We start from the raw sequence: 13964 nt of genomic DNA on the forward strand, positions 1-13964 counted from the left end.
TTTTATATTATTGATTTATGTAATAACATGGTCAACTAACTAACAATAGTTACTCCATTTTTTTTCAACCAAGGCAAAAAAAGGACTGTCTTGCTGGAAAAAAGCTGCTTCCTGCTACGTCTACAGAGATAAAGGGTTGTAGCTGGCTGAGAGTAGGTTATCCCCTGCTGATTTGCTCCTAGGTAATACCCACGCTATAAAATTATTACTTTTGTAGTATTGTAATATTTAATACGGCGATACTTGTCGCAATGCCGTTAACAGTGTCATAAAGACAAGGTAATGTTATAACTTACACCAATCAGCCTGGTTAATCCCTATGTCTGATATCTGATGTGTAAAAGTTCTGAAAAAAAAGTTAGATTTAATACTTGTGTTCCTAACTGCCCGTATAAATGTATTACACCCATGACAGAACTCATACTACTCCTAACAGAGGGTAATACTGAGACTTCGGTTTCAGTAAATCAAGATGTATTTATTATCGGTCGTTTGCCAGAATGCGACTTGTTTTTACCTTTTGGGGGAGTTTCCCGTAAACACGCCCGCATAACCAAAACTATTGATGATAAGTGGGTTATCGAGGATATGGGTAGTAAAAATGGGACACAAGTAAATCTAACACCTGTTACCTCAGTCCAAGAGTTGAGTGACGGAGATGTTATTTGGTTGGGTAATGTCAGATTGACAGTTATGTTTTCATTAGCTGATTCACTTTTACCCGTTCAATATGTACCAATTACAGAACCTAATAGTCAGCAAATAACTATTTTGAGGAATGTTGAAGAACTCCAACAACAATGGATAAAAGCTAGTGATATTCATGATATTAACAATAATAAAGATAAAGTTATTGCCCGCCTGAAAGATTTGGTAGATATAGCTAAAAATCTCTGTGCAGCAGCATCTATTGAAGAGATTTTTTTTCAAGTTCAAGAGGTGGTTTTTCGTTATATAGATGGTATAGAACGATTGGCATTATTAATTGATGTTGATGGTTCTGGTTATTTAGATTTAATAAATTCGGCAACTAAGGATATTTCTCAACAGCAAACTTTACTATCTAATGGCAACTGGATTAGTCGCAGTATTTGCCAAAGAGTGTTTACTGATAAAGTGGCTATTCAAAGTGCTGATACTCAAAGCGATGAACGCTTTTCTGGTGAATCTAGTATTTTATTTAAAGGTATTATGAGTGTCATGGCAGTACCTTTATGGGATGAAAATAAGGTGGTTGGTGTTCTCTATGCCGACGGTAAACTTTATTCTTCCCGCTGGGAAGAAGAAGGGGAGGAAGAACTGAGCTTTTTTTCAGCTTTAGCAAATATTGTTGCTTCTAGTGTTCAACGTTGGTTATTGGTAGATAAACTCAGAACTGAAGAGGTGATTCGTCACCGTCTAGAACGGTATCATTCTCCAGCAGTGGTAAAGCAGTTGATATCAGTTAGAGGTATGAAGAATGGACGGTTGGCTCCTGCTGAAAGTGAAATCAGTATTTTGTTTGCTGATTTGGTGGGATTTACTGCTATTTCTGAACGACTTACACCCACAGAGATTGCTGAATTATTAAACAATTTATTTGAGGAAATGCTACAAGAAGTATTTGCTTATGGTGGTACTTTAGATAAGTATATTGGGGATTGCATTATGGCATTTTTCGGCGCTCCAGAACCACAACCAGATCATGCCGATCTTGCTGTTGCAGCGGCTAAGGGAATGCTGAATCGTTTGCAAAATCTCAATGCTAATAATTTTTGGGATGAACCTCTACAATTACGCATTGCTATTAATAGTGGTAAAGCTGTTGTGGGTGATGTTGGTAGTTCTCAAAGGGTAGACTATACAGCATTAGGAACGACAATAAATGTAGCAGCCAGAATGGAACCAATCTGTCCTACTGGTGAATGTGTGATTAGTGAAGTTACTTATAATATGCTTTCACAATGCTCGGAGTTTCAGGAAATGGGAGATTATCGTTTTAAAGGTATTAATCGTTTCATTAAGGTTTATCAGACAAAAATGAATTAAATTAATTCGTAATTCGTATACATCGCCAGGCTATAGAGACATGGGGAATTACACAATAGGGTTAAAATTTTGATATAGCTTTGGTGATTAATCTGTGTAACACTAGGAAGCTACCTCAAGCTATTTTTAAACGGGAGGTCAGGTCATGGCTATAGCCACCATTAATCCCGCTACCGGGGAAACTCTCAAAACCTTTGAGCCGCTGAGTGATGGAGAAATCACCGCTAAACTAGATTTGGCACAGCAGGCTTTTGAAAAGTATCAAAAAACGAGTTTTACTGAGCGATCGCACTGGTTGCAACAAGCAGCAATAATTTTAGAACAAGAAAAGGCAGATTTTGGTAAATTAATGACCCTGGAAATGGGTAAACCATTGAAAGCTGCGATCGCAGAAGTGGAAAAATGCGCCTTTGTCTGTCGCTATTATGCCGAAAATGCACCTGGTTTTATGGCTGATGTCACAGTCAAAACCGATGCTAGTCATAGTTTCATCCGCTATCAACCATTAGGGATAATTTTGGCTGTCATGCCTTGGAACTTCCCCTTTTGGCAAGTTTTCCGTTTTGCTGCACCAGCACTAATGGCAGGCAATGTCGGCTTACTCAAACACGCTTCCAATGTCCCCCAGTGTGCCTTGGCAATAGCAGATATTCTCCACCGTGCAGGTTTTCCAGCAGGTGCATTTCAAACTCTGTTAATCGGTGCTGCTCAAGTTGCCGATTTAATGGCTGATGACCGCGTAAAAGCTGCTACTTTGACGGGAAGTGAACCAGCAGGTGCATCTCTAGCTGCGGCCTGTGGCAAACAAATCAAAAAAACCGTCTTGGAATTGGGGGGAAGCGATCCCTTTATCGTTTTAGAAAGTGCAGATTTAGAAACAGCAGTTACCACCGCAGTCACAGCCAGAATGTTAAATAGTGGGCAATCTTGTATTGCCGCTAAACGCTTTATTGTCGCCGAAGCAGTAGCTGATAAATTTGAAAAACTACTGTTAGAAAAATTTCAGGCGCTAAAAGTTGGCGATCCCATGCTACCAGATACCGATTTAGGCCCATTGGCAACTGTCGATATTCTGGAGGATTTAGACAAACAAGTCAAAACTGCTGTGAAAAGCGGTGGTAAAGTCCTCATCGGTGGAAATCGCGTAGCAGATTCTCCTGGCAACTTTTATCCGCCAACTATTATCATAGATATCCCAGTAGATACAGCGATCGCTCAAGAAGAATTTTTTGGCCCAGTAGCGTTGTTATTCCGGGTTCCTGATATCGACGCTGCCATTAAATTAGCTAATGATAGTCCCTTTGGTTTAGGTGCAAGTGCCTGGACAAACAACCAACAAGAAAGCGATCGCTTGATTCAAGAAATTGAAGCAGGTGCAGTATTTATTAACAGCATGGTCAAATCCGACCCCCGCCTACCTTTCGGTGGTATTAAGCGTTCTGGATACGGACGAGAATTGAGCATTCAAGGCATACACGAATTTGTGAATATCAAGACTGTTTGGGTGAAGTAACAGGTGACAGGGAACAGGTGACAGGTGACAGAAAGAAGTAAAGATAAATATTCTTCCTCATCTTCCCCAGTTCCAAGACTTATTTATTATTTTTGAGGAAATCAAATGAATACGGCAGAATTATTAGTACAGTGCTTAGAAAATGAAGGAGTGCAATATGTTTTTGGACTTCCAGGTGAAGAAAATCTCCATGTTTTAGAAGCCTTAAAAAATTCATCCATTAAATTTATTACAACTCGTCATGAACAGGGTGCAGCATTCATGGCAGATGTTTATGGACGTTTAACAGGAAAAGCGGGAGTTTGTCTTTCCACTCTTGGCCCTGGGGCAACTAATTTAATGACAGGTGTAGCAGACGCTAACCTAGATGGTGCGCCTTTAGTGGCAATTACAGGACAGGTGGGAACAGATAGAATGCACATCGAATCCCATCAATACTTGGATTTGGTAGCGATGTTTGCACCAGTCACCAAATGGAACAAGCAGATTGTCAGACCAAGTATCACACCAGAAGTCGTGAGAAAGGCATTCAAGCGATCGCAAACCGAAAAACCCGGTGCAGTTCACATCGACTTACCAGAAAATATTGCCGCTATGCCCGTCGAAGGCAAACCTCTGCATAAAGATAATAGCGAAAAAACCTATGCCTCTTTTGCCAGCATTCGTGCCGCCGCCGCCGCAATTTCTCAAGCCGTGAACCCCATCATCTTAGTAGGCAATGGCGCAATTCGCGCCCAATCTAGTGATGCCGTCACGCAATTTGCCACCCAGATGAATATTCCCGTTGTCAATACTTTCATGGGCAAAGGCGTAATTCCCTACACCCATCCCTTAGCATTGTGGTCAGTGGGATTACAACAACGAGATTTTATTACCTGCGGCTTTGATAATACAGATTTAGTCATCGCAATTGGCTACGATTTAATCGAATTTTCTCCCAAAAAATGGAATCCTGAAGGCAAAATTCCCATTATACATATAGCTGCAACTTCCGCAGAAATTGATAGTAGTTATATTCCCAAAGTAGAAATTGTCGGGGATATTTCTGATTCCCTCAATGAAATCTTAAAATTAGCAGACAGACAAGGTAAACCAAACCCTTACGCCATTAGCTTACGTTCTAATATTCGCGCTGATTACGAAGAATACGCCCATGATGAAGGCTTCCCGATTAAACCGCAAAAACTAATTTATGATTTGCGACAAGTAATGGGACCAGATGATATTGTTATTTCCGATGTTGGCGCACATAAAATGTGGATGGCAAGACATTATCATTGCCATAGTCCTAATACTTGCATTATTTCTAATGGATTTGCTGCTATGGGAATCGCAATTCCTGGAGCTTTAGCCGCAAAACTTGTCAATCCTAATCGTAAAGTTGTCGCTGCAACCGGTGATGGTGGATTTATGATGAATTGCCAAGAATTAGAAACAGCTTTGCGTGTAGGTACACCCTTTGTCACTTTAATTTTTAATGATGGTGGCTATGGTTTAATTGAGTGGAAACAGGAAAATCAATTTGGTAAAGGTAACTCGGCTTTTGTGCATTTTGGCAATCCTGATTTTGTTAAATTCGCAGAAAGTATGGGATTAAAAGGCTATCGAGTTGAATCTGCAACTGATTTAATTCCTGTGCTTAAAGAAGCTCTAATTCAAGATGTACCTGCTGTGATCGATTGTCGCGTAGATTATCGAGAGAACCGTCGCTTTACTCAAAAAGCTGATGACTTACATTGTGATATTTAGTGATGTCATACAGTCGAGTCGAGGCTGGGGAAACCCTGTAGGGGCAATTCATGAATTGCCCCTACGGTAAATCAAGGATTTCACCACCTTTTTGCTTAGAATCCTGTTAAACTTCCCATCCTCAACAGGGGTGGGATTTTTTCTAGGGAATTTTACTACAAAAAATAATTTAAAATAGCGGGCTATTTTCCTGAAATTTCTGTAAAATCAAAATCTAAATCACAAAAATCGTAATTATTCAAACAATGTGTCTTGAATTTACAGGAAATCGCTTGAACCATTGAGTAAAATTTGAATTACTTATGTTGCGTCGGCTAAGTTTGTTTCCTATATTGCTGAGTGTCTTACTGATGGGTTGTTCTCCAGCAACCACAGCTAAACCTCCTACTGTGACATCAGGTTCCCAAATTCAAACATCAACACCTAAAGGTCAAAATTTGCCAATTTCTGCTGAAGCGACTCTTCCCAAGGGGACAAAAATAAAGTTAGAAGTAGCAGAAACACCCGAACAGCAGATGATGGGGTTGATGTATCGACCAGCTTTACCAGATGACCGAGGGATGTTGTTTGTTTTTCCTTCAGCACAACCAGTCAAATTCTGGATGATGAATGTACCTGTATCTTTGGATATGGTCTTTCTCCATAATGGGGTAATAAAGTATATTCAAACTGCTGCACCTCCTTGTAATAGTCAGCCTTGCCCCACCTATGGGCCTAATGTACCAATAGACCAAGTAATTGAACTTAGGGCAGGACGAGCTACCGAATTAGGCTTACAGATAAACGATCAGGTCAAAATTAAATTCTTAAAGTCTGGTGCTTCTGAGTAATTAGTTATCTGTTATCCTCATAATCTGTTTACTTTATGAAAAATTCATCAAGTTTTGATGAAGATTTTTTGTAAAAAAACTATTCCGTAGAATAGTAACAATAATAGTTAAGAGGTTAATATTTAGCTGTAGTGCTAATAACATCAACCTTGCTTACTTTCCAACTAAAATCCCGGCTTCAGAGTTTAGTTGGAAAAATCCTCCCTTTGACATAAGTGTAAATAGTCATCAATAGAGGAGTATAGGGCATGGAATCTTTTTTACTCGATGTGTAATTACATCAAGCACAACGAAGTAAACAGGATGAAGCAAATTTGACTAGGAGTTAGCGCTACTTTCAGATTTAGTTAAACAAGCCGGATGAAAGTTACTTTTTTGCAAAAACTCTCAGAACCATTAATCTAATTTGCTCTGAGAGGAATAATAAACAAACTGTGCTGAATTATTTATCAAGTCACAGCATAGTGACACATAAAATACTGGCTTTAGATCGCTAAGAAAAGAGGAAACGATATATGATAATACACTCTACCCAAGGAGGTGAGATAAAAATGGCACCATCAAGATATTCTCGTTTGATTAATTTTCTCCAAGAAGATTTGGCAATTTCCGCTGCTTCCCTCGCTGTAGCGCTGCGTCACCGTGAGCAAGACCCAGGTTCTTTAACTATGATTCTTTGGCAGTATGGGTTGATTACTCTAGAGCAGTTAGAACAAATTTATGATTGGCTAGAAACGGCATAAGTAAGGAATTCAAAATTTAAAAATCCATTGCTAGTAATACCAAAAAAGAAGAATAATGGCGACAGATGGATCTACAGAATTCAGATATAAAAAGGAATTCCAATCCAAAATCTAAAATCCAAAATCTAAAATGGTATGACTGTATGCAAATTAAATGTGGAACGGTTGAGCTACTTCAGGAGAATTGAGGTATGTCAAATCGACTCTGCCTTGTGCAAAGTTTGATAGATGGAGAAATTTACTTTGAGCGTTTTTACTTATTGACATTCAAAATAAAAGGGCGAGTTAATCAAACAACTCGCCCTTTTGTTGTTAGGAGTCAGGAGTCAGGAGTTCGGAGTCAGGAGTCAGGAGTTCGGAGTCAGGAGTCAGGAGTCAGAAGGAAGAAGGAAGAAAAATAAAATCTTCCCAATGCCCAATGCCCAATGCCCAATGCCCAATGCCCAATGACTATTGTCCAAAAACTCTTGCTGCTGCGGCTACACCTGCACCAGAATTGAAGTTTTCATGGCCGAGTTCTAAGAGAACTACTTCTAGTGAGGCTATACAGCTGAGGATATCGCGATCGCTCACAAAACCCAAGTGACCAATTCGGAAAATCTTATTACTCAGATGGTCTTGACCACCAGCTAAAGCAATATCAAAGCGCTTTTTCATCAATGACCGAATTTTATCCGCTTCTATTCCTGGGGTTGCTACGGCTGTAATTGCTGGACTGGCACATTCATCCGCTGCAAACAATGGTAGATTTAAAGCCTTCATTGCTGCACGAGTAGCATTTTTTTGCCGTTCGTGACGAGTAAAGATTGATTCCAAGCCTTCTTTTTTCATCATCCCCAAAGTGGTGTGTAGTGCCACCATTAAGTTAACTGGGGGAGTAAAAGGAGTTGTATTTTTAGCAGTAGCTTTGCGATATTTACCTAAATCTAAATAGTATTTTGGCAATTTCGCAGTTTTGTAAGCTTCCCACGCTTTGGGACTAACAGACACAAATCCTAAACCGGGGGGTATCATGTAGCCTTTTTGGGAACCGGAAGCGACTACATCTAAACCTAAAGCATCAACAGGTACATTGTAAGCACCCAAGCTGGTGACAGCATCAACAATAATTAAGGCTTCTCCATGTGCTTTCACATGGCTGTTGATAGTTGCCAAATCATTAATTACACCTGTGGAAGTTTCGCTGTGGGTAATAATGACAGCTTTGATTTCCTTGTTGGTGTCTGCTTGCAACTTTTCAGCAAACTTATCTGGGTCTAAGGGTTGTCCCCATTCTGCGGTGATAGCTTCGACATTTAGCCCAAAAGCTTGACCAACTTCTACCCAACGTTCACCAAATTTACCATTAGAACCAACTAAAATGCGATCGCCTGGAGAAAGAAAATTAATCATTCCCGCTTCCACCGCACCAGTACCGCTAACATTCAGCATTAGCACATCACTTTCAGTCTGATGTAGCCATTTGAGGTTTTGAGTCACCTCACCCATCATGTTGCTGAATTCACTGGTGCGGTGTCCAATAGGATGCTTGGCTAATGCCAGTAAAGCCGCTTCTGGAACCGGAGTGGGGCCAGGAATCATCAACATCAACTTGTCGTCCATTATCTCTATCCTAAAACTCAAATAAAAGTCAAAATTGTGTGAGAATGGTTAAATCTGATGGCAAATTATTAGATATTCATCTACTCACATCTTGCTCCCAGCGATGATTAATCAAAGCTACACAGGCAAGACGCTACACGTCTTACCGAAGAAGCAAAGGCCACCTGAGTGGGTTTGAAACCAAACCTGTCATCAATTTATGGTAGCTGAGAGAGTGACATATTCAGTAGGTATTAATCTGGAGTGATGACTTTTTCGCCATGATGATTAAGTGACCAACGGTGGTCAACCGTAACAGCAGAGGCTTGACAATTTTCTTCCAGTCGCTTTTGTTGTGATGCAGCTTTCCGCAGGGTAACAATTAGCTGACTGACCTGATGCCGTAAATCTGAGTTCTGACTCACTGCATTCATGGTTTGCTTTTCTAAAAGTTGAAGTATAAGTTCGTAATGGATAGGTGCAGGTAAAGGAAGTTGCTCCATGAAGTTAATTTAAAATCTTAGATTTTGTCTAATTCAGAGTTGATCTCTTCTAAATAAATTGTTACACAGGAAACAAATTTTGGTAATTGGTAATGGGTGATTAGTCATTGGTCATTGGTCATTGGTCATTGGGAATATTTTATTTTTCTTCCTTCTTCCTTCTTCCTTCTTCCTTCTTCCTTCTTCCTCCTGACTCCTGACTCCTGACTCCTGACTCCTGACTCCTGACTCCTGACTCCTGACTCCTGACTCCTGACTCCTGACTCCGAACTCCGAACTCCGTTCGCGTAGCGTCTCCGTTCGGCGAAGCCGTGCCGTAGGCATAGGAGAAACTCCGAACTCCTGACTCCTGCCCCCTGTTATTTACCAAAAAGATTAGTAATCGCCAATTTTGGATCTGGTTGTTTTACCAAAGATTCACCAATGAGTACAGCTGATGCACCTGCTGTTTCTACTACACTTATATCCTCTGGGTGATGAAGTCCTGATTCACTGACTACGAGAATATTTTTTTCCTGCAATTGACTACCTCTTTCTTTCAGTAGTTGACAGGTGGTTTGTAAGTCAACAGAAAAATCTTCTAGATTGCGATTATTGATACCGACTAAAGAAACACCATCTAAGGCTAAAACTCGGTCAAGTTCTTCTAAACTATGGACTTCTATCAAAGGTACCATTTTTAGCTTGTTAGCAATTTTGACAAAGTATTGTAAATCTTGATCGCTGAGAATTGCCGCAATTAATAAAACTGCATCTGCGCCATTAATTCGTGCCAAATACATTTGATAAGGATAAATGATAAATTCCTTACATAGTATTGGCAAATCTACGGCAGCACGAACCAAACATAAGTTTTCAAAACTACCTTGAAAAAACTTCTTATCTGTGAGGACAGAAAGACAACTAGCACCACCTGCTTGATAGGATTTGGCTATTTCTACGGGATCAAAATCTGCACATAAAACGCCCTTACTAGGAGAAGCTTTTTTAACTTCAGCAATTAATGCAGGTTTGGTTTTACCTTGACGAAGTGCGGCGATAAAATCACGGGTTGGAGGTGCAGAAAGGATTTTTTTATGCAGTTCTGCCAAAGGCTGCTTTTCCCGCATTTGCTCAACTTCTATTTCTTTTTGCCAAACAATTTCCTCTAAAATATTATTTGGTGTGGAATCTGGCATAGCTATCTGATAGCGCAATATAGAAATATCAATAGCCTGACTAGGTGAACGACGACGAATTTGCATTTTTGAACAGGGAATAGGGAACAGGGGGCAGGGCGCAGGGCGCAGGGCGCAGGGTGCAGGGGGAGAAATATTTATCTTTCTTACTTCTTTCTGCTGTCACCTGTCACCTGTTCCCTGTCACCTTCTTCTAACTTGCGATCGCTCTTTTATAAGCTTCATCCAGTACTTCTGATAGTGTAGGATGGGCGTGGACTAAGTAGGCGAGGTTCTGCACAGTTTGCCGGTTAGCAACTGCGGCTGAGGCTTCGTGAATTAAATCTGATGCGTGTAATCCGAAAATATGCACACCTAAGACTTCACCTGTATCTTTACGATAAATCACTTTAGCGATACCATCAGCTTCGTTTTCTGCTAAAGCTTTAGAATTACCTTTGAAATAACTCTTACTGGTAGCAATTTCAAATCCTTCAGTTAAACCCAATTCTTGGGCTGCTGTTTCTGTTAAACCCACATAACTAACTTCTGGGTGAGTGAAAGCGGCTGCGGGAATGCTGCGATAGTCTACTTTTTTGTCTCTACCAAGGATATTTTCGACAGCAATGATACCTTGACCAGAAGCCGCGTGTGCCAGCATCATCTTCCCATTTGCGTCACCAATAGCCCAGAGGTGGGGGACAACTTCACCTGCTGATAGTACCGCCATACTGTCGTTAACAGGGATGAAATTCCGTTTATCCAGTTCCACACCCACAGCATCTAAACCGAGATTTTTGGTAGCGGGAATGCGTCCTGTAGCTACTAAGCAAGCATCTACTTCTAAAACTTCTAAATCTTCTTTAGTTTGGAAGTTTGCTAACTCAATCACGACTGGAGAACCAGGAATAATCTTTTTCGCGTAGATTCCTACTTTGGTTTCAATATCGCGGGGAGTAATTAAAACCCGTTCTGCCAGTTTAGCAATGTCGCGGTCAAATCCTGGCATTAATACATCTAGGGCTTCAATCATGGTGACTTCACAGCCCAAAGCGGTGTAGATATCAGAAAATTCTAAGCCGATGTAACCACTACCAATAATTGCTATCCACTTGGGTAGGGATTCTAATTTTACCCCTTGGTCGCTGGTAAAAACTGTTTTACCGTCTACTTCAATTCCGGGGGGAACGAAGGGAACAGAACCGGGGGAAAGAATGATATCTTGGGCGGTGATGGTTTTTTCACCTTTGTCTGTAGTGACGGTGACTTTTTGCGTCCCGGCGATTTTTCCCCAACCGCGAATGATATCGACTCCCAAGCGTTTGAGGCTGTTGGTTAAATCACCTTGAATTTTAGAAACAAGATTATCGGCATGATTAGCGATCGCTTGCCGATCAAATTCTACATTACCAATTTGAATTCCCAAAGATTTCAGGTGGTGGGCGTTGCGTAACTCCCGCACTCTTCCAGAAGCCGCCAGCAGCGCCTTAGAGGGAATACAGCCCCGGTTGACACAGGTTCCACCCATATCTGCTGCTTCGATAATCGCTGTTTTCAGACCGTAGTTAACAGCGTGTAGGGCTGCGCCATGTCCACCTACACCCGCGCCGATAATCACTAAATCGTAATCAAATTCAGAACTCACGTTAGTCTCCCCGTTTTTTTAGCCTACTTGTTTTAACTGTATATCCCCTCTGTGGCAACATTTCAGCCGATGCGTTATTGTTCAGAATGAGGATGACTGGGTAAAATTATAGTTATATTTTGATAATGGGTTTTTCATCACACTGTGCAATTTTAGCGGATTTTCCAATATTTTTGAGTTTTGGTACAGCGGATGTGTTGAATATTTAGAGTAACGGGAATATTAATCAAGGACTTAGATTTGCTCATCATTTTTTAAACTTCCAACTCAACCATAGTCAAAACTCTCAACTCCTTTACCCGTTTTAAAGCCACATCATTCGTCAAAAACGCCTCACAACCAGCAGCAATGGCTGTATTTCGCGTTCTTCCCACTCATTCCGCAACTGATTTACCCATTCTTGGGCATCCATTCCCGCTAGTAAATTGGGAGCTATGCCATAAAAATCAGTTACCTTATACTTAGTTTTTGGAGTTACCGCAACAGCTTCTACAGATTGCTTCATCTGCTTCACCAAATGCTCTAATACCTGCATCTGTTCTACTAGAGTCAACTGATCAATTTCACTTAAAACACGCTCAATTGAAAAGCTCATTATTTCTCTCCTGGAAATCACGCACCTAACTCTTTAATTAACCCACCCACGTTTTACAGCTTCGCTCAATGCAGTAGATTTCCGCAATAGCCCTTCTTGATAAATTTTCATTAGTGCTTGTAATTCAGAATGTTCTAACTCTGTGAAAATACCAGCTTGTTGTCTGTCTAGCAACTCACTCAAACGGCTATCTTCTTCAGGTTTCATTTGCAATTCTGTCAAAGCTAAAACTTGCTCATCAGAAAGTGTTGATACGGTTTAAAGGGTTGCTGCTTCCAAGCTAATAGGTGGAATAGAAAATTGGATAGTATCAACTAAGATGCTTGCTAAATCACGGTTTGCTAAACGTGCTAAGTGTTCCAATAAACGTCATCTGGTAGAGTAATTGGGGAGCATCCCAATTTTGCAAAAACATTACAAATTGTCATTCTGTTCACGTTCACGTAGTGTGCCGTAGGCATAGTGTGGCGTTAGCCATACGGAACGGAGTGAAGCGTTCGCGCAGCGTGCCGTAGGCTTTAGAATCTCGCGAGATGCTTCATTGCGCTTCGCTTCATTCAGCATGACAGTAAACTTACACATTTGGGATGCTCCCAGTAATTGTGATTTGGTTACTCATATTTTTACATAGTTTTTCTTTACCTTAACATTATCAAAAAAATTAATTTGGTGTATCTTGATTTAAACTAACCTACTACAATAGAGTATAATTAAGTAATAAAAAGTTTGGCAATTTTTTCTATGAAAATTCCACTTTTAGAACAGGAAGAGGAAAAACTGGTAACTGTACCTGGTGTTTCTTGGCAACAGTTTAAGACTATTGAGGTGCAGTTACAAGAAAATCATGCCGTGAAATTGGCATATTTAGCAGGGGTGCTGGAAATTATGTCTCCTATTGGTGATAAACATGAATATGTAAAAAAAACGCTTTCTTATTTATTAGAAGCGTACATGAGACATAAGGGGATTCGGTTTTATGGTAGGGGTGGTTTTACTTTAGAAGAATCTGGTTATGCTTCGGGAACACCGGATGAGTCTTATTGTATTGGCACTAATAAAGAAGTTCCTGACATTGTAATTGAAATTATAGTTAGTAGTGGCACAATTAAGAGAACTGAATTATATAAACCTAAGCGAGTTCCAGAAGTTTGGTTTTGGAGAAATAATAAAATCCAAATTTTTAGTTTAAATGCTGTTTTTGAATATGAAGAAGTTAACCGCAGTCGCTTTTTACCAGATTTGGATAAGGAGTCATTGTTACGGTTTTTAGCAATTCCTGATCAATATGATGCTGTATCTCAATTCATTGAGTTTATGAGTGAGAAATAAAAATTTATTCCAAATACTTATAACGTTTAGATACTCGTAAAATCTGATCCAATAACTCTTCTGAAATGATAATTTCTACAGATAAAGGTTGTAGGAAACCAACTGATTCTAATATTTTTATTTCATAATTACAGGACTTACGAATTGGCATATTCAGTAGGGTGCGTCAAACTTTATAAATCCTGCAAATAAACAGATATTTGATATCTGACGCACCATAAAATAGATGTTAAGTGTGACACTTGCGTAAGTCATAAACTATTCTGATTCGCAATGCCAATAATATAAATA

General features: G+C 40.0%; 14 protein-coding genes. 7 read left to right on the top strand and 7 right to left on the bottom strand.

The features are described 5' to 3' along the window. Positions 1-408: 408 nt before the first annotated feature. The 6 genes from AC012T_RS22235 to AC012T_RS22260 all read left to right on the top strand — a co-directional run bounded on the left by AC012T_RS22235 (position 409) and on the right by AC012T_RS22260 (position 7264). Positions 409-2028 (top strand): adenylate/guanylate cyclase domain-containing protein, encoded by a 1620-nt coding sequence (locus tag AC012T_RS22235; RefSeq protein WP_487060850.1) that lies wholly within the window; start codon positions 409-411, stop codon positions 2026-2028. A gap of 145 nt (positions 2029-2173) precedes the next feature. Then, positions 2174-3541 carry an NAD-dependent succinate-semialdehyde dehydrogenase gene (locus tag AC012T_RS22240; RefSeq protein ID WP_487060851.1) on the top strand — a complete coding sequence of 456 codons (1368 nt, stop codon included), beginning with the start codon at positions 2174-2176 and terminating at the stop codon, positions 3539-3541. Positions 3542-3646: 105 nt separating this feature from the next. After that, entirely contained in the window at positions 3647-5290 is a 1644-nt protein-coding gene (locus AC012T_RS22245; RefSeq protein ID WP_487060852.1) for an acetolactate synthase large subunit, read from the top strand. A 302-nt stretch (positions 5291-5592) separates the two neighbouring features. Next, positions 5593-6120: a DUF192 domain-containing protein gene (locus tag AC012T_RS22250; protein ID WP_487060853.1), complete on the top strand. Its 528-nt coding sequence runs from the start codon at positions 5593-5595 to the stop codon at positions 6118-6120. Positions 6121-6635: 515 nt separating this feature from the next. Next, positions 6636-6863: a DUF2949 domain-containing protein gene (locus tag AC012T_RS22255; RefSeq protein ID WP_042465138.1), complete on the top strand. Its 228-nt coding sequence runs from the start codon at positions 6636-6638 to the stop codon at positions 6861-6863. A gap of 191 nt (positions 6864-7054) precedes the next feature. After that, positions 7055-7264 carry a hypothetical protein gene (locus tag AC012T_RS22260; protein WP_487060854.1) on the top strand — a complete coding sequence of 70 codons (210 nt, stop codon included), beginning with the start codon at positions 7055-7057 and terminating at the stop codon, positions 7262-7264. A gap of 49 nt (positions 7265-7313) precedes the next feature. Here the strand turns inward: AC012T_RS22260 and AC012T_RS22265 are convergent, their stop codons facing one another. The 7 genes from AC012T_RS22265 to AC012T_RS22295 form a co-directional block, all read right to left on the bottom strand. Beyond that, positions 7314-8465 (bottom strand): pyridoxal-phosphate-dependent aminotransferase family protein, encoded by a 1152-nt coding sequence (locus AC012T_RS22265; protein WP_487060855.1) that lies wholly within the window; start codon positions 8463-8465, stop codon positions 7314-7316. Positions 8466-8698: 233 nt separating this feature from the next. Next, positions 8699-8947, bottom strand: coding sequence for a DUF5340 domain-containing protein (locus AC012T_RS22270; protein WP_487060856.1), 249 nt, complete (start codon positions 8945-8947; stop codon positions 8699-8701). A gap of 111 nt (positions 8948-9058) precedes the next feature. Further along, positions 9059-9271: a hypothetical protein gene (locus tag AC012T_RS22275; protein ID WP_487060857.1), complete on the bottom strand. Its 213-nt coding sequence runs from the start codon at positions 9269-9271 to the stop codon at positions 9059-9061. Positions 9272-9306: 35 nt separating this feature from the next. Beyond that, positions 9307-10191, bottom strand: a complete 885-nt coding sequence (gene trpC, locus AC012T_RS22280; protein WP_487060858.1) for an indole-3-glycerol phosphate synthase TrpC — start codon at positions 10189-10191, stop codon at positions 9307-9309. A gap of 127 nt (positions 10192-10318) precedes the next feature. Then, positions 10319-11749 (bottom strand): dihydrolipoyl dehydrogenase, encoded by a 1431-nt coding sequence (gene lpdA / locus AC012T_RS22285; protein WP_487060859.1) that lies wholly within the window; start codon positions 11747-11749, stop codon positions 10319-10321. Positions 11750-12071: 322 nt separating this feature from the next. Continuing rightward, positions 12072-12344, bottom strand: coding sequence for a hypothetical protein (locus AC012T_RS22290; RefSeq protein ID WP_487060860.1), 273 nt, complete (start codon positions 12342-12344; stop codon positions 12072-12074). Between the two features lie 33 nt (positions 12345-12377). Then, a complete protein-coding gene (locus tag AC012T_RS22295) occupies positions 12378-12551 on the bottom strand; it encodes a hypothetical protein (protein WP_487060861.1) in 174 nt (57 codons plus the stop codon). Positions 12552-13085: 534 nt separating this feature from the next. Here AC012T_RS22295 and AC012T_RS22300 point away from each other — a divergent pair. Then, the gene (locus tag AC012T_RS22300) at positions 13086-13673 is read left to right on the top strand and encodes a Uma2 family endonuclease (protein WP_487060862.1); all 588 of its coding nucleotides are present in this window, start codon (positions 13086-13088) and stop codon (positions 13671-13673) included. The last annotated feature ends 291 nt before the right edge of the window (positions 13674-13964 follow it).

Source organism: Anabaena sp. EIM26 (assembly GCF_057568715.1).